General features: G+C 44.0%; 19 protein-coding genes and 1 pseudogene. 4 read left to right on the forward strand and 16 right to left on the reverse strand.

Features of this window, described 5'->3' with window-relative positions:
- Nucleotides 1–50: 50 nt before the first annotated feature.
- Genes AC4E8B_RS14200 through AC4E8B_RS14215 form a run of 4 tightly spaced genes read right to left on the reverse strand, consistent with a single transcriptional unit; the run spans nucleotide 51 to nucleotide 4,999 of the window.
- Complete coding sequence (locus AC4E8B_RS14200) at nucleotides 51–1,754, reverse strand: M56 family metallopeptidase (RefSeq protein WP_490214027.1); 1,704 nt, start codon at nucleotides 1,752–1,754, stop codon at nucleotides 51–53.
- A 12-nt stretch (nucleotides 1,755–1,766) separates the two neighbouring features.
- Entirely contained in the window at nucleotides 1,767–2,828 is a 1,062-nt protein-coding gene (locus AC4E8B_RS14205; RefSeq protein ID WP_490214028.1) for a LolA family protein, read from the reverse strand.
- Entirely contained in the window at nucleotides 2,818–4,293 is a 1,476-nt protein-coding gene (locus AC4E8B_RS14210; RefSeq protein ID WP_490214029.1) for a HAMP domain-containing sensor histidine kinase, read from the reverse strand. The genes AC4E8B_RS14205 and AC4E8B_RS14210 overlap by 11 nt, the downstream gene beginning before the upstream one ends.
- Complete coding sequence (locus AC4E8B_RS14215) at nucleotides 4,283–4,999, reverse strand: response regulator transcription factor (RefSeq protein WP_490214030.1); 717 nt, start codon at nucleotides 4,997–4,999, stop codon at nucleotides 4,283–4,285. The genes AC4E8B_RS14210 and AC4E8B_RS14215 overlap by 11 nt, the downstream gene beginning before the upstream one ends.
- A gap of 320 nt (nucleotides 5,000–5,319) precedes the next feature.
- Here AC4E8B_RS14215 and AC4E8B_RS14220 point away from each other — a divergent pair, with 320 nt between their 5' ends.
- Both AC4E8B_RS14220 and AC4E8B_RS14225 read left to right on the forward strand, forming a co-directional pair.
- Nucleotides 5,320–5,643 (forward strand): hypothetical protein, encoded by a 324-nt coding sequence (locus AC4E8B_RS14220; protein ID WP_490214031.1) that lies wholly within the window; start codon nucleotides 5,320–5,322, stop codon nucleotides 5,641–5,643.
- A gap of 309 nt (nucleotides 5,644–5,952) precedes the next feature.
- On the forward strand, nucleotides 5,953–6,288 hold the full coding sequence (locus AC4E8B_RS14225) for a hypothetical protein (RefSeq protein ID WP_490214032.1): 336 nt from the start codon (nucleotides 5,953–5,955) through the stop codon (nucleotides 6,286–6,288).
- Between the two features lie 41 nt (nucleotides 6,289–6,329).
- Here AC4E8B_RS14225 and AC4E8B_RS14230 read toward each other — a convergent pair whose 3' ends face one another.
- The 5 genes and pseudogenes from AC4E8B_RS14230 to AC4E8B_RS14250 form a co-directional block, all read right to left on the reverse strand.
- Entirely contained in the window at nucleotides 6,330–7,280 is a 951-nt protein-coding gene (locus AC4E8B_RS14230) for a methyl-accepting chemotaxis protein (RefSeq protein ID WP_490219688.1), read from the reverse strand.
- Nucleotides 7,275–8,018 (reverse strand): annotated as a pseudogene (locus AC4E8B_RS14235) (HAMP domain-containing protein); the annotation flags it as partial. The pseudogene AC4E8B_RS14235 and the gene AC4E8B_RS14230, both read right to left, overlap by 6 nt.
- 88 nt (nucleotides 8,019–8,106) lie before the next feature.
- Nucleotides 8,107–9,123 carry an NAD-dependent epimerase/dehydratase family protein gene (locus tag AC4E8B_RS14240; RefSeq protein ID WP_490214033.1) on the reverse strand — a complete coding sequence of 339 codons (1,017 nt, stop codon included), beginning with the start codon at nucleotides 9,121–9,123 and terminating at the stop codon, nucleotides 8,107–8,109.
- Nucleotides 9,124–9,138: 15 nt separating this feature from the next.
- The gene (locus AC4E8B_RS14245) at nucleotides 9,139–10,023 is read right to left on the reverse strand and encodes a GNAT family N-acetyltransferase (RefSeq protein ID WP_490214034.1); all 885 of its coding nucleotides are present in this window, start codon (nucleotides 10,021–10,023) and stop codon (nucleotides 9,139–9,141) included.
- On the reverse strand, nucleotides 10,016–10,858 hold the full coding sequence (locus tag AC4E8B_RS14250) for an alpha/beta fold hydrolase (protein ID WP_490214035.1): 843 nt from the start codon (nucleotides 10,856–10,858) through the stop codon (nucleotides 10,016–10,018). The genes AC4E8B_RS14245 and AC4E8B_RS14250 overlap by 8 nt, the downstream gene beginning before the upstream one ends.
- Before the next feature lie 140 nt (nucleotides 10,859–10,998).
- Between AC4E8B_RS14250 and AC4E8B_RS14255 the strand changes: the two genes are divergently transcribed.
- Nucleotides 10,999–11,343: a YlbF/YmcA family competence regulator gene (locus AC4E8B_RS14255; RefSeq protein ID WP_490214036.1), complete on the forward strand. Its 345-nt coding sequence runs from the start codon at nucleotides 10,999–11,001 to the stop codon at nucleotides 11,341–11,343.
- A 100-nt stretch (nucleotides 11,344–11,443) separates the two neighbouring features.
- On the opposite strand, the gene AC4E8B_RS14260 is transcribed toward AC4E8B_RS14255, so the two are convergent.
- The 7 genes from AC4E8B_RS14260 to AC4E8B_RS14290 all read right to left on the reverse strand — a co-directional run bounded on the left by AC4E8B_RS14260 (nucleotide 11,444) and on the right by AC4E8B_RS14290 (nucleotide 17,266).
- Nucleotides 11,444–12,208, reverse strand: coding sequence for a hypothetical protein (locus AC4E8B_RS14260; RefSeq protein ID WP_490214037.1), 765 nt, complete (start codon nucleotides 12,206–12,208; stop codon nucleotides 11,444–11,446).
- Nucleotides 12,209–12,442: 234 nt separating this feature from the next.
- Nucleotides 12,443–12,898 carry a hypothetical protein gene (locus AC4E8B_RS14265; RefSeq protein WP_490214038.1) on the reverse strand — a complete coding sequence of 152 codons (456 nt, stop codon included), beginning with the start codon at nucleotides 12,896–12,898 and terminating at the stop codon, nucleotides 12,443–12,445.
- A gap of 11 nt (nucleotides 12,899–12,909) precedes the next feature.
- Nucleotides 12,910–13,968, reverse strand: coding sequence for a hypothetical protein (locus AC4E8B_RS14270; protein WP_490214039.1), 1,059 nt, complete (start codon nucleotides 13,966–13,968; stop codon nucleotides 12,910–12,912).
- Nucleotides 13,969–14,303: 335 nt separating this feature from the next.
- Nucleotides 14,304–15,911 (reverse strand): DUF4179 domain-containing protein, encoded by a 1,608-nt coding sequence (locus AC4E8B_RS14275; protein WP_490214040.1) that lies wholly within the window; start codon nucleotides 15,909–15,911, stop codon nucleotides 14,304–14,306.
- On the reverse strand, nucleotides 15,889–16,455 hold the full coding sequence (locus AC4E8B_RS14280; protein ID WP_490214041.1) for an RNA polymerase sigma factor: 567 nt from the start codon (nucleotides 16,453–16,455) through the stop codon (nucleotides 15,889–15,891). The genes AC4E8B_RS14275 and AC4E8B_RS14280 overlap by 23 nt, the downstream gene beginning before the upstream one ends.
- Before the next feature lie 131 nt (nucleotides 16,456–16,586).
- Nucleotides 16,587–17,057, reverse strand: a complete 471-nt coding sequence (locus tag AC4E8B_RS14285) for a hypothetical protein (RefSeq protein ID WP_490214042.1) — start codon at nucleotides 17,055–17,057, stop codon at nucleotides 16,587–16,589.
- Nucleotides 17,054–17,266, reverse strand: a complete 213-nt coding sequence (locus tag AC4E8B_RS14290) for a helix-turn-helix transcriptional regulator (RefSeq protein ID WP_490214043.1) — start codon at nucleotides 17,264–17,266, stop codon at nucleotides 17,054–17,056. The genes AC4E8B_RS14285 and AC4E8B_RS14290 overlap by 4 nt, the downstream gene beginning before the upstream one ends.
- 169 nt (nucleotides 17,267–17,435) lie before the next feature.
- Here AC4E8B_RS14290 and AC4E8B_RS14295 point away from each other — a divergent pair, with 169 nt between their 5' ends.
- Nucleotides 17,436–18,011 carry a YhcN/YlaJ family sporulation lipoprotein gene (locus tag AC4E8B_RS14295; protein WP_490214044.1) on the forward strand — a complete coding sequence of 192 codons (576 nt, stop codon included), beginning with the start codon at nucleotides 17,436–17,438 and terminating at the stop codon, nucleotides 18,009–18,011.
- Nucleotides 18,012–18,021: the final 10 nt, after the last annotated feature.

Genomic DNA, 18,021 nt, shown 5'->3' on the forward strand with positions numbered 1-18,021 from the left:
AAAAAAATGACCCGCGCTTTTCCATAAAGAAAGCACAGGTCATTCTTACATTATCTTGTAAAAGACTCCTTCATCCTGTCTGCGGCCCATCTCTTGATCATGCCTTTAGGGGATGTGCTGTTTTTCAAGGTTTGCACACGCCAATACATCGGCGGGTGGGGCATGAACTGAAATTCAATGAGGCGCCATATGAGCTTGTCGCGTTCAAGTGAGGAGATGACTCTCCTTTTTTCATCTTTAGCCGCACGGTATTCAGCTGACTGATTAACTTCATGATCCTGCCTTTCAGCGAGGTCTGCAAGCCCGCATGCCATCTGACTGTAGCCGCCCTCAAGCAGCTGTGCTCCCAGCTGGTCTGCTCTTACTTCCATCCATTGAGAAATAAAAGATTGATAGATAGGCAGAAACATCATGAGAAGCCAGACCCCAATAAAAACAGGGATAGGATATTCCGATATATCAGGAACTCTGTCTAAAAGAAGCCAAATACCTAATCCGAGCAGCAAAAAGTAGACAATTCTCCATATTTGTGACCATAGAACATCCCGCTTCTTAACATGTATAGCTTCGTGGGCAAGGATGCTTTCAATGCTGGCTGAGGGCAATGTTAAGGTTGCCGTCGTCACTGTCACCATTCCGCGTCCGATATTCATTCCAGTTGCAAGGCCGTTATACTGCTGAGAATCGGTTTCATATACTTTCACTCCAGGAATCCCCGCCTTTGCGAAGATCCTCCCGGCCATCTGCCTTACTTCAGCATTTTCAATTTCCTTTGCATCCATGGCCACTTTTAGGACCTTGTCAGACAAATACAAATTGATAAACCAATACAAAAATGCTGCCGCTGTGATGAGCCAGACGGACGCCTTACAATAGTAAAGAACAAGAATAATCGTTGTATAAGCTGATATCCCTTTGACCGTCATGGCATAATAAAGCTTTCCCAGCAGCCGCTTCATGTTTTTCCAATGGTAGAAAGGCAAGACTGCTGATGCTTGATGGCCTGTCTGGCAGTCCGGGGAACGGCTGATTATTTTTTTCCACCTGTCTGTATCTGCTACATTAAAATAGATTGTTTCATTTCCAGCCACTATCCGCTGTACAAGACCCAGGCTCGTTGTAAAATCGCTGGTGGAGGTAAAAAGCGTCAGCAGGGGATGCAGCCTCAGAATATCTGCCGCTTCCTCTTCCCTGTGTTCTTTCAAAGCATTAAGAGGCACCTGGCGGCATTCAAGCTTGGAAACAATGTAGATCGTTTCCTTTTCATCTGAAAAATAGATTCTTAGGGTCATAAAGACAATCACACGCTTGCCCAGTTCTGTCCCTGCGGCTATCAGTCCGAATAGCAGGAACACCTTTAGCGGGCTGTTCTCTGGCCCATATATCAGAAACAATATAGCTCCAAGAAAGACGGCCAGGCTGATCAGAATATCAGTCCAAATTCTTGCAGCATTCCTGCTGACAGTCCATTCTTCCGCCTCTATTATGCCCAGCTCCTCTTTCAGCTCACGGTACTTTCTATAGCCGATTCCAGCGAGAAAAAGGGAGAAATAGGCACTGGAAAGAAGGGAAATCAGCAAAAGGCTGTCCAGGAAGCCATGATCATAAATCATCCAGCCGATTGAAGCAGCAGCCAGCAGGATTTCAGCGGCTGCAGCCCATTTTCGGTGTTTAATGCCGATCAGCAGGCCGATTCCGGCAATGGCAAATCCCATCACTATCGGAACCAGCATTTCAATTATACTTGGCAGCATGATTCTCCTCCTTTAGCTGACAGGCTCCATTCCTTCGAGTTCCTGAACGACTTCCTCTTTGCTCATATCAGGATGTTCAATCATCACCACGTAGCGGAGTCCGCCTTCATCCCAGCTGATCATGCGTAATTCTCTTTCAAAAGAACCAGCAGTGTTCCTTACAGAAATTTCCTCACCGCCAAGATCCATTCCTTCTCCTTCAGGAACCGGGAATGTTGAGATGCTAAAGCTCGGAATACCGTCTTTGGCATAATAGGCAGTCACCTCGGTACGTGCCAACTCTCCCCCAAGCTCTGTCCACTCAATTCTCTCCAAGCTTTCTTTCAGGATCAGGATCGGCATGCCCAGCTTTTCTGCAGCCTGCTCAGCGGTTCCTTCAGTGGCTCCCATGCTGGAATCAATTGAGACAATCTCAACATCATCCGGCAGATCTGCCTTAAATTCATCAGCAGCAAAATCCGGGGAAAAATTAATACTTTCATAGGTTACTTCTGATCGGTTATCCCCTGAATTGGATACCGACTTAATCGGAAACCAGGTTTTTTGGTCAACCCAGAATTCCATATCGCCAAGCAGGTTCTCCTTTGACTTGGCTTTTATTTTCAAATGATAAACATCCCTTCCGATCATCTCTTCTTCCCCGGCCACTTCATAAGAGTGTGTGCCGCTGAGATTTTCAAGCATTCCTGTAATCTGTTCTTTTTGGGTCATTGCGGATGGCAGCTCAGCTCCACTTATGTCTATTGTTTGTGCCGTCTTGCTTCCTTCCTCATAGCTGATGAGCTGTTTGCCGTCATTGATGGCAAAGAACCGGCCCCCATTTTCTCCGCTGTTTTCCATGATGATTTTCCTTTTTCCGTCTTTGTCTGCGTATTCTTCAAAAGATGCATTCTCGGTAAGTTCCCCATCACTATAAATCTTGTAAGATCCTTTTCCAATATAAGCAGCAGATTCTTTTCCTGACTCCAATACATTGGATACAATTTCATCTGAAGAGACATTGATGCTTCCGCTGCAGCCTGAAAGAATCATGACCGCTGCCCCGGCTGCTGTTATCATCTTTTTAAATTCCATTATGGGTTTCCATCCTTTCTTTAATCCAGCAGGCAAACAGAGTTCCATCACCTTTACTGGACCATACACTGATTTTTCCTTCATGCTGCTCCATCAGCATTTTGCTGATGCTCAGCCCGATCCCTGAGCTTCCTCCCCGTGCCCTTGAGTCTTCACCCTGGACAAACGGGAGGAAAATTGATTTCTGCAGCTGTTCCGGGATATAACTTCCTTCATTTTGTACCAGGAGAATCGCGCCATTCTTTCTCCACTCGTCCAGCTCTTTTTTAAAAGGCGGGTAAACACCTTCAGGCAGTTGTTCATTTGCAGAGACAGCTGCTGCCAGGATGGTTCCGCCTTCTGCCGTATGCCGGATGGCGTTTGCCATAAGATTGTCTGCTATCCTTATCATTTGGCTTGCATTCAGGCTGTAAATTCCGGTGACCAACGTTTCTGCTTTCAGCCGGATTCCTTTTTTCAAGCAAGGCTCTTCATATCCTGAGAGGAGATATTCGAAGAACTCTTCACCTTCAACCTCTGTCAGCTCGATTTTTTTCTGGCCGGTCTGCAGGGATCCATAAAGAGCAAGATCATCGATCAGCTGCTTCATGTAGCTGAGCTTCTCCAGAAGGATTTCTTGATACTCAATTTTTTCCCGGGCACCTAACGGCCGGCTGCCAGTCAATGCTTCTGCATAGGCCTGGATAACAGTGAGCGGTGTTTTCATATCATGTGATAATGCTGCTAAAATAAATTCCTTCTCCTTCTGCTGCTGAATGATTTCCTCCTGGGACTTCTCCAGCTGAGCCTTCATCTGATAAAAGCCTTCGTAAAGTGCACCAATTTCATCTCCTGCAGTCTGTTCCTTTTCAATTGGCATTCCGCCGGCAAATCGTGCCATCTGGTTTTCCAGCCGCTGCAGCGGACGATTCAGCTTTCTGTTTATCAGGAGCGCAGCTGCTGCATACACTGCCAGAAGGAAGACTGCTAATGACGCCCCATAAAGGAGGGTGCGGTTTTCGACACCTTCCATCCAGGTCTGCCTGGCGAAGGTTACCTCATAAATCCCTATCAAATTGCCATCCTCAAATACGGGTTTTTTTACAATATAAGATCTCATGTTTTTGTGCATTTCATTGAGCCCTTTATACAGATCCTCCGTCCTTCTTTGCTGGAGCCTGTTCATTGACAGGTCTTCAAGGGAGGAAAAAAGAGAGATTCCATCCGGGCGGTAAAGTGAAATCTTGAGCTTATCGCTGGAAAGCTGTTTGACCTTCTTATACTGGCTGGCCGGCTGAATCTGATAAAGATTCTTGTTGTCCAAGCTGGGGCCGAGCTTCTGCATTTTTTGCTGCACTTCCATATATTCCATAACATCCCTTTGTTTGTCCCATTCAGAAATGCTGGAATACAGGAGAAAAAGAAACAGCAGAGGAAGCAGCATCACAGCGAGATAACTGATTCTGAGCCAGGTTTTAATTTTCATCCTTTTCTTCTCCAATAAAACGGTAGCCGGAACCCCATACCGTCTGGATGAAAACAGCTGACCTGGAGGTATCCTTCAGCTTGCTGCGCAGGCTTTTGATATGCACGGTAACCGTATTGCTCGCAGAAATATCTTCCTGCTTCCAGACCATTTCAAGGAGAGCTTCTTTTGAGAAAGTCTCAAAAGGATTTTTAGCCAGCAGCTGCAGCAGCTCATATTCTTTTGACGTCAAATTCAGCAATTTTCCGTCTATATGAACCGCTTTTTGAGCGAAGTCGATTGAGAGGCCGTTCTTATAGGCAGTCATCTGGCTGCTTTCCTGCACTCCCTGATACCTTCTGTACCTGCGCAAATGGGATGAAATCCTTGCACTCAGCTCTTCAAGGCTGAACGGCTTTGTCATATAATCATCCGCTCCGAGGTCCAGGCCTTTCACCTTGCTCTCATCCTCCGACTTGGCACTGATGATCAGCATTGGAATTTCGTGGGTTTTCCGGATGGTACGCAGCAGCGTAAAGCCATCCATTTCAGGAAGCATAAGGTCAACAAGCACAAAATCGAATTTTTCTGCTGCGAATTCCTCCAGTCCCTCTTTTCCAGTAGATGCCCATGCCACGCTGAATCCGTCCTTCCGCAAGTGGTCACAAATGATTCTGGCAATCTGCCCATCATCTTCAACGAGCAATAATCTTGCTTGCATTGTCATATGGCCCTCCCTTTCCATTCCAGTATAGAAAATAAAAAAACAATCTCTGAAAACTTTATAAACACTTCATAATTTAAATAAAAGGCTGTACTGAAATGCGTGTAAAAAAAAGATTCACTCGAATGTGCCCAAAATCAACATAGGAAACTAACAGATTCTAAGAAAAAAACAAAACTGCCAGCTTATTCCCAGCAGTTTCATATCAGGATGCTCCTTAATTTACCTTTTTAATTATAGTAATATATCTGAACTCATTCAATGCTGTTTGAAAGAAGGATTCGTATACATTATCTAGAAGTAGTATAAAAAGGAGTGGTTCTTTGAAATCAGGCGAATTATATATTGTGAAAAACAGCATGGATCTTTATAGCCTTGTCAGATTGACAAAAGGTATTTATATGGCGGACAAAAAAATAGAGAATCTCATGACAGAAGATTATTATGTTGATTTTCAGTACCTTTCACCGAAAGAACAGAGAAACCAGCTTCATTCCCTGGAGGCAGATCTGTTTTTTAATACAGGTGTCCATATGTCTGCTGAAGCAGCCTGCGGGGAATGCGGACATATGATGCCATCCTCTGTATCTGATATTTGTACACGCTGCGGCATGCTTTTCTGCCAGCGACATTCATGCAGCTGTTAGTAGATTGAAAGATGGGCTCATAAATGTGCCCTTCTTTTTTTTTCAAAAAAACTGATTCCCCCAGACATTCACTTTTCTGAACCCTTAATCAATAATCTACTCCCTTCCAGACAATTCCACCTCCTTTTTCACCAGATACCGTAGCATTTCAGCTACAAGCGCTAAATATCGTCATACTCTTCCATAAATAGACATAAATACTTATCGATTATGGCGGAATTAACTGATAGTATTAAAGTAAGGAATGATCAGGGGATCCTTCAGACTTTTCTTAGTCCCGTCCCATCTTGACTGATAGGAGGAATGAGGATGACCAATAAAAAAGAAATTCGCAATATGCTGCTGAATCTTATGTATTACAAAGATTGCGAAATAAGCCATATCTTCACAGAGCAGAATTTGCGGATGGAAGTCAGATATTTAAAGGATAGCCGCAGCTATTCATTACTGGTTACCGTCCCAGCCGAATCAGAATTTAATCAGCAAACCATGTATTTTCAATCAATCGACTTTGCCGCTGGCGCCATAGAGCAAATCCTATTCAATAATGACTCTCCCGCCCCTTATGTTTTTGACCCTTCACCCGAAGACCTGCCTGTTACTCCCGCCGCTCAGCCTGTTGTCATCACGATTAAAGGAAGATAAGAAAAAGGCACCGCTTTTGCGATGCCCTGTAAAATGCTTTCCTATTTCAATCTGAACCTGCTGACTGATTCATTCAGCTCTTCTGCCATTTTTGCGAGCGATGCTGCTGATTCAGACATTTCATCCATGGATGCAAGCTGCTCTTCTGTTGATGCAGAAACCTCCTGAGTGCTTGAAGCTGATTCTTCAGCTGCTGCAGCTATGTCATCAATTGCATGGACAATATGTTCGGCTCCCGCAGCAAGCTGCTGCACTGCGGCTGAAACCTCTTCGATCTGTGCTGTAACCCCTGATACAGAGTCCCCGATCTCTTTAAAACTCCCGCCTGCAACCGCAACTGCTGATATTCCCCTTTCGACTTCCTTGCCTGCATCAGCCATCGAAGAAATGGCTTTTCCAGTATCCCGCTGAATGGCGGCAATAATACCGGAGATTTGCTGTGCAGAATCTGCTGACTGCTCGGCAAGCTTCCTGACCTCATCGGCGACTACGGCAAAACCTTTTCCAGCCTCGCCAGCCCGTGCAGCTTCGATTGCTGCATTCAATGCAAGCAAATTGGTCTGATCCGCTATCCCGGTAATGGCCTCTATAATATGGGTGATATCATGTGAACGCTGGCCAAGCTTTTTAATTACCTCTTCCAGCCCTGCAAAAGTGTCATGGATAGAACTCATTTGTTCGATTGCAGAACCGATCGCCTTGCCGCCCTCTGCTGACAGGCTTGCTGCACCAGCGGCAGTCTCGGAAACAGCAGCCGCATTATCTGCAATTTGCTTTACACCGGCAGACATGCGCCCTACTGTAATAGAAGCCTGTTCTACCGATTGCACCTGCTTATCAGAACCTGACGCCACGTTATTCATGGCAGCGGCAATCTGTCTTCCTGCAGCCCCTGACTGCTCTGCACCTGCTGTCAGCTGTTCAGCGGATGCTGCCACCTGTTCGGCATTTTCAGCAGTGCTTTGGATGACTTTCCTTAAATTATGTGCCATCAGATTAAAAGAATCTGCCAATAGGCCGATTTCATCTTTGTTCCGGACGTTCAGCTTCCGGACTGCCAGGTTTCCGCCTGCAATTTCCTTTGCTTCTGCGGCCAGAAGCTTGACCGGCCTGGTAATGGTCCTACCTGTCAGGAAAGCCGCTAAGATGCCTATGAGGATGGCCGCAATTCCGATTAAAGAAACGGCAAGCACTATCCCTGCAGCATCCTTAGACACAGCAGACTGTCCATCTGCCATCAGCCCTTCCTGGTATTGGGACAGCTCTTTAATTTTTTTGTTGAAATTTTCCACGATCTGCTGTTTGGATACAAGTGACTCCAGCTGCCCTGTTTCCCCCTGCTGCTTTAATTGAAAAACAGACTGGGAAAAAAGATAATATTGAAGCTCCAGCTTAGTCAAATCCTTCAGCAATTCTTTTTCTTCCGGCCGATTTATCATAGATTCCAGCTCTTTGCTGGATTTCAAAAACGACGCATGCCCTTCTTCAAACTGCTTTAGATATTTTTCTTCGCCTAAAGCGAGGTAACTTCCCTGGCTGCTTTGCTGCTCTGCAATACTAATATGCAGACCCTTGATTTTCAGCAGCTTTCCTGCTTCATGGTCAACCAGTCCGGAATACTGGCTATCAATCGCTTTAATTTGTGTAATACTGATCACCGACATCGCTGCCAGCAGAATCAGTACTCCTGAAAACCCCGCAAACAGCTTTCTCCCGATTGTCATTCTCATTTAAGCTCCCTCTCTCTATGTTGTCAGCTTGTTCATATGACATATCGGCAGATTTTGCAGGTTTTTCAGTTAATGTGCTGAATTCGAATTATTCAGTTATTGAAGTAAAATATTCCCTGATGATCCCATCTTCTTTATCATAATCAAAATCTCCAGCTGCTGGTTCTGCAGGCGGGTTGTTAAGCTCCCATTCAATTGTCTTTTGAAGGCCTTCCGCGAATAGAATGGGTTCTTTATACCCCAGTTCCTCTCTGATTCTTTCCGATGAAAGATCAATGCTCTGCCGGGCATTCATGCCCACGGGAAGTGTCCCCTCCCCAACCTCTAGGATTGTGCCCTTCCAGCCCATAGCTTCTGCTATTCTTGCGACCCATTCCTTCTCCGCAAAATTGTTATCCGCAACATTAAAAATCTTTCCTGCCGACTGGGGTTTTTCAATGGCCAAGACAATTGCATGTGCGACATTTTCTGCAAACCCCCTGCAGGTCTTCCACCGGCTGTGAACTTCATCCAATAAAATATACGGCCTTTTATCTGCCATTCTCTTAATATATGGATAAAGCCGGTGCTGCCTGTCCCCAGGGCCATACACCATCGGAAGCCGAAGCACAGTTCCTTTAAGACTTTCGCTTTCAAGATACACCTTTTCAACGGGAATCTTGTCATAATGATAATAAAAATGATCTTCTGTGACATTTTCTCTGTAAGGGTAGAGCTTTTCCCTCAAACCGGAATCCTCTCTGGATGGTGTGGGAACCGGCTCTCCGGGCTCTGTTCCGAGCAGCCGGCCAAAGCTGCGGTATACATCTGCACTGCTGATCGCAACAAGGCGGTCCGCTGTACCTTCAAATATGCCCTTCACTTTTCTGGCATGCTCTTCAGTAAAAGGAATCATATCAAGGACTATATCTGGACGGAAGCCCCTGAGATCTTCTTTATGGTTTTCAATTTGATTGATATCTCCCTGAATGCGGATCATATCGTCCGGCAGGGAAGCTTCAGTCTGCCCTCTGTTAAAAACAGCAACTTTATGGCCTTTTTGATAAAGCTTTTCTATCACATACGGACCCATGAATTTTGTACCGCCAATGATTAATACCTTCATTCGCATGACCCCCATTTATGATAACTCTTTTATCATATAAACCTGTTTTACAACAGGTGTGAATCCGATGCCTGACAATAGTTCATAAATTTCTTTATTGCCGCCTGCCGGGAAATTAGGTATAACTCTTCGAATATTATCGCTGAAATCACCAAATATTTCAGACAGCAGAAAAGCGGTGATTTCCTGCCGGTCCTTCCTTCCCGGGTCAGCTTGAATCTGAAACAATGTGGTTGCGTCATGCCTTCCTTCAGCTGTAAAGCCTTTACGGAAGACAGCATAGCCAGCTGCAATGCCGCCATCCACTGCAACCAGAGCTTCGCCATCTTTTGCATTCTGCCAGCACGTCTGCCAAGGATCAGTTCCTTTGTAGAAGCTTAGAGAGGAAACCTCTTGGGGATAAACAGACTCTGCCAGATAAGAATGCTGATCAGGCGATCTGACAGGATTTTTCTCAAGGCTGCCTTTCAGCTCCAAATATTCCAGATCATCAGCTTTCTGGTAGCCCAGTTTTTCATAAAGGGCAATCGCTTTGCTGTTCTCGCTGATTGCCTCAAGCGTGGCAAGCTGGACTTCTTCCTCTTTGTATATTTTAATAGATTCATCAATCAGCCTGCGTCCGATCCCTTTGCTCCGCCAGGCAGAAGCAACACCTGTCCCGCCATTCCAGGCTATCTTTCTTCCCCTGAATTCCCTGATGCCGCTTTTTACGATTCCGATTGGCTCTCCTCCCGCAAAAGCAACAATCGACAGATCCGGCGACAGACCTTCAGCTGCCATCCGTGCTACAAACTTTTCCGGTGTTGTGGATGCATCGAAGAAATATCCTTCAAACCCTTTGTTCCAGGCTGTTACTGCTTCAATCAAAGTGCACGCTGACAATCGCTTGATTTCAATCATCACTATTTTCTCCCTTGAAAAATCCTCTTATTTTTTCCATTAATATTGCAGGCTGTTCTACTGCAGTCCAGTGGCCGCAATCGGGTATCACTTCAATTGCTGCATGGGGAATAAGGGGGAGCAGCAGCTCCTTCAGCATATCGGGGGTCAGGATATCCATTACACCCTGTGCTGCCATAACAGGGATATCAGCCAGAGCAGCTGGATTGATGCTGGATTCGTAATTTTGCAGAATATCTTCCCCGATCTGTGAATTAACAATAGTATTGCTTTTCGTCTCAGTTTTCCTGGAAAGATTGGCACTATCAAACAAATAATATGGATCGATGATCTGAAAGATATCTGCTGCAGCTGCCTTGCCTTCTTTATAGTCCTCTGTAACTTGATGGAAGCGCTCAAGCTCTGCTTCAGAGAGCCTTTCCATCAGCAGGCGGCCAAAATTTACGTAGCCTTCTGTTTTGGCACCGACAGCGGCGGTCAAAAAAAGCCTATTCACGTTTTCCGGATACTGGGAAGCATATAACAGGGCAAGCATCGACCCCCAGGATTCACCGACAAGATTCAGTTTGTCAATTTTGAGATGCTCTCTTAATGATTCTAAAGTTTCAACTTCTTCCCCCATAGTATAAATGGCTTCTTCACAAAAAGAAGACTTGCCGCAGCCGCGCTGATCATAAAATACCAGCTTGAATTGTGAAGACAAGGGGGCAAGATGGGGGAGAAAGAAGCGATGCTCACTTCCCGGGCCGCCATGCAAAAATACGATTGGTTCGCCTTCTCCCATTTGCTTAACAAATATAGACTCATTCCTTAACTCAACAAGTGCTGCCTCCACAGGATTCCCCCCTAAATAAACTAATTAGTCTATTTAATATTATCATTCTATTCTGAATTTTATCCAGTTATTTTTAGTTATTCGAACTTTTTTTTCATTTGCACATACGCTGTAATATCTAGGCTAATGGAGGGGAAATAATGAAAGCTTTATTAGAGCAGGGGCCTGCATTGGAAACTATTATTCGCGGAAGCAGGGAGTATCAGCTGCTGAGGAAGCTGGCAGCAGAAATTAATGCCGACCCGGCAGCAAGGCAGCTGATCGAGGATTTCCGCAGCATCCACCACTTGCTGCAGGAAAAGCAAATCCGCGGAGAAAACCTGAGTCCTGCTGATATCCAGAAACTGCAGGTGCTGGAATCTGGTCTGATGCAAAATCCTAAAACCGCTTCTTATCTGCAGGCAGAAGAACAAATCTTCCAGGCAATCCAGGAACTGAATATGATGCTGGCCAGGCCGATGGATGAGATTTATAGCAGAGTGTAGAACGGGAGGCAGTAAGCTTTATAGAACCCTATTTTAAGAAAGAAATAAAAAAGGAAAGCCTATTTGCTTCCCTTTTTTATGAGGTACAAGCCGGTCCCGCTTATGGACGTCCCACTTCCTTATAATATGGCGGCTCTTCTCCTCTCCCTCCTTTGGCAGACATGGATTGACGACCAACTTCATAAGAAAAAAACCATGAGCCGGACATTCCTTCTTTTTCCCATGATTCTTTGTATGTAATAATGAATTTTTCTCTCCCTATTTTTTCTACTGACGTTTCTTTTACCACCTGATATCCTTTAATCTCTCCTTCCCATTTTCCTTCTCTCTCAGGGAAGTGGTCAGTCATCGATCCTTCTCCCAGTGAAGCAAACTCTAGCGCTTCCGTCTCAGTAAAAGGGGGCTGAGGATCTGATATCAGTAAAAGATAACCCCAAAGCAAACCGGCGCAAAATAGAGGCAGTACAATAAACAAAGTGCTGCCTTCTTTTTTGAAAAGCCGCCTGTCCAGTAAGGCGTATAAAAGAGCTGCTCCCATTCCGTATATTGCTGCAATCGTATTTTGAAAAAGCAGTCCGTTTGCCAATCCGAAAAGCCCGTGGAGAAGGATATAAAACCAGTCTTTCCTAAGGACAGCTACCCGTTTCTGCAAAACTTCAAGAAAAAACGAAACAAGGTTCCCGTAAAAAAAGACAATCGCTCCTGCATACAGCATAAAAAAAAGCAGCCAGCCAAGAAAGGCGGTTCCAAGTCCATAGGCAGGTTCAGAATCATAGACAGTAAATAAAGCAAACAATATGGAGACCGCTGCTGAGACAGCAAACGAAGCAGTCAATTTTCTCTGGATGAGCTTTCTAAGCTTCAATTATTGCTTCCTCCTTATTTCAGGCGCCTTCTTGACTTTCTTTTTTGTTTGTTTGAGTGACTCATTTCTTTCCTCTTGAGGCACTCTGAACGGGTTATCCGACCGGAAGAGTGACTCATATTCTCCTCTTGAGGCACTCTAACCAGCTTTTCCCCCATCAGAGTGACTCATATTCTCCTTTTAAGTCACTCTGAATAGTTTCACACTCCATCAGGGTGACTCATGAATCCCTAATCAGGGATATTCCTTTCTTTCTAAAACCTCATTTTCCATTCCCCGTACAACGATTTGGTAGACTTCTTTATGTGCCTCATCATTTGCTGTACTAATTATGCTGTGTGCTTCGTCAATCACCCTTGCTGCTGATGCAGCATCAGAATTGAAAGAAGTTTTTATAATATATTTAACCGGTTTGGGATGTGTATCAATGGCAATGCCTTTGAAACCTTCAAACTCACTAAGTTTATGTTGGATTTCGGAAGCGGGCATACTCCATGTGCCTACCTGCTCACCTTTCATTCTATAAGCCTTGCCAGTTTCCTGTTGTAGCGGTCCGCTTATTGAAAAAAGGAGGACAATCCCTATAAATACCACACCTGTTTCAAATGTCTGCTTGCGGCTTTTCTTTTTAGACTGCATCTTATTTTGGTAAGTGCGCTGAATCTTTCTTTTCATAATGTCCTTTTTCATTGTATCGCTCCTTATTTTTCACTTCTAAGCTCCTTCGCCTGTTGTATTTCAAAAGCCAGGGCTTCCCTGGAAAATAAGTACTTTAGCAGTTCTTCATAAGTCTCAGTTTGATAGACTAGCTCTTTATCATTAAAAACATAAATAGCAGGTCCCTTTAGCTGTTCTCCGCTATTCATTTTTAAACTTTTTTGAGCTGTTATCATACCGGCCATTTTCAAATCTTCTTTATGCGGGTTTTTCAGCGGCTTGAGGAAATCAGTATCTCCAATGGCCAGGATAGAAAATTTTTCAGCTTCATCTGAAAGCCATTTTTCATCCTCAAAAATGGGGTCAGTATTTTTCATTACTTGTATTTCTTCAATGACCGGGCTGTAAAATTTGGACATGAAATATCTTGTTTCCACACTGACGTCCTGGCCGGTTTTAATCAGTTGATCTGGTTCAGTAATTAGCTTCCTTCCATTTATAGTGACAAACCCAAGATTATGATCTATTTCCGACACTGTTCCTTTAACAACCTCATGGGAGATAATATGGTCTTTTATATAATTTTTCATTGCTCCAACATCGTTAGCCCGGAAAAGTTCTCTTTTGTGGTCAAAAAGTAAATAAGCCTGGCTTTGTTCAATATTCAATTCAGGATAAGAATGTTTGTTACCGAATTTTAAAAAGGTTGGTGTATTCAAAAATTCTTTGCGCAATTCATTTTCGGCACGCTCAGCATCTGCTACATTCTCATTGATAAGGAGAATAGAGTAAGCTCCTATAAATGTGGCATAGTATTCTTTCAATTCAACTTCCCGGACTTGTATCGGAATAAAATAATCAGCCCTCTTTCCATTTTTCCAGTATGCTTTTATGTTAAAAGTAATTATATCTGAGGCATTATATATATAATCATTTCCATATAACCCGTTTGCCCCATAAAATTGACCATTAGGATTCCGCAAACCTCTGGCAAAATATACCGGCTCCTCCCCTTTTGGAAACTCTATCTTGAATTCCTCATTTCCCTGCACAGGCTGATATTTCAGAGATTTAGAGATATCCTTCATCTCTTTCTCCACCATTCCATCATTCCACCGGTAAGAGCCCAACCTTGCCTGCACCTCTACGTCCCCGACTGTAATCACCGGCATGGGCGGCTTTTCTTCCTTATAAACTTTTTCTCTGTCAAAATACAGCATAGCCATAATGATCATCACAGCTGCTGAACCCCATAAAATAAGACGCTGCCGTTTTGTCCATCTCTTTGCACCTTTCTCTTCCAAGAAAATCCCCCCTGTAGCTGTAAAACATAATAAAGTTACTTTATATACGCACAGACTTCAGGAAAGTTGCAAATTTTCTCATTATTTTCCAAAAAAAGAAAACAGGCTTATACGAGCCTGCTTTCTTACCAAACTTATTTAAAGAGCGGAACTCTCCATTCTTGTTCTGCTTTATAATATCTGGTTACTGAAGTGAGATGCAATGTCAGTTCTTCCGGCTCTTTCTCCAGATCATAAGCTTTGAGATCGAGAGAAGTTTTGAAACGTCCATTTTTGTCTTTTTCGTCTAAAATGGAACCGCTGTGATAAAGGGGATAAACATTTCCTTTATCATCTGTCATCACCCATGACCCAAAATCAGCAGAAGGCACTTCCTTCCCACCCTCCATCTCGATCTCAAAATAGGTTTCCTTTTCAATTGGCATCAGCGATTTGCGCAGCGAGTAATCATTTTTCTTCTTAGCTTTTTTGATTGTTAAGTGATTGCCTTCGTATTCAAAGCTGACTGGTTTCTTCCGGAGATCATCCGGTTTAAATGTAATAGAAAAATCGGCTGGCAGGGTTTTAATTACACCATCGAGTACAAGAGTATAACTGCTTCTATTTTTCTGCGGGATAAATGATTCATTCCAGCGTACTGCTCCAAGTTCGTCAAGATCTTGGCCGGAACCTGATATGGAGCCCTGATCGCTGGGATGGCCCTGCCCTTCAGCAAAAATATTGTGCTTATAAACAGGTTCATTTTTATCATTCACAATATGGTATTGAATGGCCGTTCCGAATCCTGAGAACATCCCGACATTTTCCTTGCCAAACCTTTCTTCAAGCTCTTTAATCCTGGTTTCGACTTTAGCTTTTTCTTCTTTCGTGAATGCGGTCTCATAGACAAGCTCGCTTGAGGAAGGAGCAAATTGCACTTCCTTAAGGTTAATGGAGACTCCATTGAAAGATGTGCTGTGCTTATCAAGCGCCACCCTGCTTGTATACTTTTGCCTTTCCTTCAGGTTAATAGGCACTTCAACATTCCAATTCCCCTGCTTTCCGTTCAGCTCCTTAAGATCAACTTTAACCACTACCTCTTCCAGACCGGTCCGATCTCTCAGCGAAAATTCTATTAATCCATATTCAGATCCCTCTGTCCAGCCCATTCCGTATTCTTCGATCTCTTTGCCGTTCTGGTCATAAGCTGCAATTTTATTTTCAGTGTCCTCCATGTTGATGCTGGTATCAAGCGGCTTGCCTTTTGAATCCAGTACTTTAAAAGAGAGTGCGATTCTTGATGTATCGGCGACTACATCCTCTATTTTAAATGTTGTGTTCTGATCTGTTGCTGCGATATCTACCCGGGTCGCCAGCCCTTCTTGTGATGCCAGCCTCAGCCCGTCATCTACTTCACTGGATGAAAAAAGCCCGCCAACCCAATCTGCAAATCCAGGAACCGTGCTGATCCCTGCAGCCAGAAGCAGTCCGGCTGCGGCTGCGGCCATCCTTTTCCCTGGGACAAACTTCTTTTTTTCTGGTTTGTAAGATTCCAGCTGCCCAATGATGCCGTCTGCAAAATCGTCGGGAAGCTTAGGTGTCTGCAGCGTCTCTTTCAAGAATTCAGCTTCATTTTCAAATACTCCAGCAACTTCACCACAAGACGGGCAGCCAGCGATATGGCTATTCAGCTCAGACTGTTCCTTTTCGGTTAAAAGCTGATCGATATATTGAGAAATTTTATCCGCCGTTGGACAATTCATTATAATAGCCTCCCTGTTTTTGGACTGTTTCCCTCATTTTCTTTTTGGCCCGGTGAAGCTTGTTGCGTACCATTGATAAGGGCATGCCTGTCATTTCTGCTATTTCCTCATAAGGCAATTCATTGGCATAACGAAGGAGTATAACGAGCCTTTCATCCTCCGGCAGAGTGCGGATCAATTTTTCCAGCTGCCTGTTTTTTTCTTTTTTCAAAAGAATCACTTCCGGATGCCTTGTGTTGATGGCAGAGGCCTCATTTATTTCCGCCTGCTTGATATGGGTGCTTTTCTTCCGGAATTCATCCATACAGTGATTCACCGCCACCCTGTAAAGCCAGCTTGAAAAAGCCCCTTTCTGGTCATACTTGCCAAGCTGATTGTAAATTTTGATAAACGCTTCCTGCACCAGATCCTGGGCATCCTGCGGGTTTTTTGTCATCCTTAGTATCGTTGCGTACAAAGGGTTTTTGTATTTGTTGATGATGTGCCCGTAAGCCTGCTTGTTTCCGGCCAGCACCTGCTTTATCCATACTGCTTCCTCTTCCATATGTACCTCCCGTTCATTCTCCTGTCCTTTTGTATGATTCTTCTATAATAACGGAAACAGAGTTGAAAAAATCTCAAGTTTCCGCAAAAAAAATAGCAGCTGCAGGATTTTGGCAGCCGCCTTACTATTTTTTACAGACTTTTGCGTATGGACAGATAATACGAAAGCATCTGAATCACGGGAATCAGCAGAATGATCAAAACCGGGTAGAATGGGACCTTATCTTCGAGCAAAGGATAGAAAAGCATTAGGGCTGCTGTGATGGGCACCGCGAAATACAGGGCGATATAAGAACTCCTGCAGGCTCTGGCGGTCATCATTTTTTCCCGTTCATCCTGTTCCTCGAACTCAGGAGGAAGGAGAAGCAGCGCAACAATACTTGAACGTTTTTTCTTGTTCTTGCTGTATAGGAACCAGCTGATCACACCCCCTATCAGCAAAAAAACTGCTACCGGTGTGATATTAATCGTCAATGACCAGGGCGGCTCAGGATTCCGCAGGACTTCTGCAAACTGGGTCTGGACATCGTACATTGCCATCATGGCCCAGGCAAACAAGGCATATAAAACAAAGCTTAATAAAACTGTCCGATTATTTTTCATTTTTCTTCCTCCTTTAATAGCCAAAATACTTCTTCCATTTTCAGCTGGAATGCCTCACATATCTTCAAGGCAAGCAGCAGGGACGGAATATAATCTCCTTTTTCAAGTGCTGCGATTGTTTGTCTCGTCACACCTGCAGCCTGGGCCAGCTTTTCCTGGGTCCAGCTGTTTCTGGCCCGCAGCTCTTTGACACAATTGCCAATTTCCATATAGCACCTCATTCAACATCTCTTTGTTAAGTTCACTTAACATCCAATAAGTCAATTGTATAGATTACTTAACATTATGTAAAGCCTATTTAACATTCAGTTTTGGAAAATGTATAACTTTTATGTTTTTGGAAAAATTACTCACGAATATAATTTGAGGAGGATTTGCATGAAGAAATTAAGATGGGTTCTAATCGGCGCAGCAGCGTCTGTATTGTTCACAGGCTGTGCATCATCCAACCAGGGCAGCCAGGATGGAAATAACGGCCAATCTGGCACATTATCCATGAGGAATGTGACAGACAGCGATGCAACAGACGATGCAAATAACTTAATGGACGACGAACAGAATAACAACAAGCAGTATAACAATGGACTGGAAGACAATGGGCAGAATGGCAGCGATCAGAATAATCTTCGGAATTCCGATGATGCCCAGCAGAAGGTTGAAGCTATGAAAGAAGTTGAAAAGGCAGTAGTCATTACAGCCGGAAGCAAGGCATATGCAGCTGTGCTGCTGGCAAATGGGGAAAAAGGCGATATTAATGACGAAATGAAAAAGAAGGTTTCCGATCAAGTACAGGCAGCAGATCAGAATATTAATGAAGTGTTTGTCTCAAGCAATCCTGATTTTATGGAACGTATGCGCGGGTATAGGGATGATATTCAAAATGGAAAACCTGTAAGAGGATTGTTTGATCAATTTAGTGAAACGGTGCAGAGAATTTTCCCTGAATCACGTTAACAGTAGTAGC

It is taken from the genome of Bacillus sp. SRL543 (genome assembly GCF_984799205.1).

What these genes read in the sequence shown, in the direction of transcription:
- AC4E8B_RS14200 (WP_490214027.1), bottom strand. Translation starts at nt 1,754, where the DNA reads ATGCTGCCAAGTATAATTGAAATGCTGGTTCCGATAGTGATGGGATTT.
- AC4E8B_RS14285 (WP_490214042.1), bottom strand. Translation starts at nt 17,057, where the DNA reads ATGAAAAATAATCGGACAGTTTTATTAAGCTTTGTTTTATATGCCTTG.
- AC4E8B_RS14240 (WP_490214033.1), bottom strand. Translation starts at nt 9,123, where the DNA reads ATGAAGGTATTAATCATTGGCGGTACAAAATTCATGGGTCCGTATGTG.
- AC4E8B_RS14265 (WP_490214038.1), bottom strand. Translation starts at nt 12,898, where the DNA reads ATGAAAAAGGACATTATGAAAAGAAAGATTCAGCGCACTTACCAAAAT.
- AC4E8B_RS14290 (WP_490214043.1), bottom strand. Translation starts at nt 17,266, where the DNA reads ATGGAAATTGGCAATTGTGTCAAAGAGCTGCGGGCCAGAAACAGCTGG.
- AC4E8B_RS14255 (WP_490214036.1), top strand. Translation starts at nt 10,999, where the DNA reads ATGAAAGCTTTATTAGAGCAGGGGCCTGCATTGGAAACTATTATTCGC.
- AC4E8B_RS14270 (WP_490214039.1), bottom strand. Translation starts at nt 13,968, where the DNA reads ATGGTGGAGAAAGAGATGAAGGATATCTCTAAATCTCTGAAATATCAG.
- AC4E8B_RS14205 (WP_490214028.1), bottom strand. Translation starts at nt 2,828, where the DNA reads ATGGAATTTAAAAAGATGATAACAGCAGCCGGGGCAGCGGTCATGATT.
- AC4E8B_RS14295 (WP_490214044.1), top strand. Translation starts at nt 17,436, where the DNA reads ATGAAGAAATTAAGATGGGTTCTAATCGGCGCAGCAGCGTCTGTATTG.
- AC4E8B_RS14215 (WP_490214030.1), bottom strand. Translation starts at nt 4,999, where the DNA reads ATGACAATGCAAGCAAGATTATTGCTCGTTGAAGATGATGGGCAGATT.
- AC4E8B_RS14210 (WP_490214029.1), bottom strand. Translation starts at nt 4,293, where the DNA reads ATGAAAATTAAAACCTGGCTCAGAATCAGTTATCTCGCTGTGATGCTG.
- AC4E8B_RS14275 (WP_490214040.1), bottom strand. Translation starts at nt 15,911, where the DNA reads ATGAATTGTCCAACGGCGGATAAAATTTCTCAATATATCGATCAGCTT.
- AC4E8B_RS14245 (WP_490214034.1), bottom strand. Translation starts at nt 10,023, where the DNA reads ATGATTGAAATCAAGCGATTGTCAGCGTGCACTTTGATTGAAGCAGTA.
- AC4E8B_RS14230 (WP_490219688.1), bottom strand. Translation starts at nt 7,280, where the DNA reads ATGGCACATAATTTAAGGAAAGTCATCCAAAGCACTGCTGAAAATGCC.
- AC4E8B_RS14225 (WP_490214032.1), top strand. Translation starts at nt 5,953, where the DNA reads ATGACCAATAAAAAAGAAATTCGCAATATGCTGCTGAATCTTATGTAT.
- AC4E8B_RS14280 (WP_490214041.1), bottom strand. Translation starts at nt 16,455, where the DNA reads ATGGAAGAGGAAGCAGTATGGATAAAGCAGGTGCTGGCCGGAAACAAG.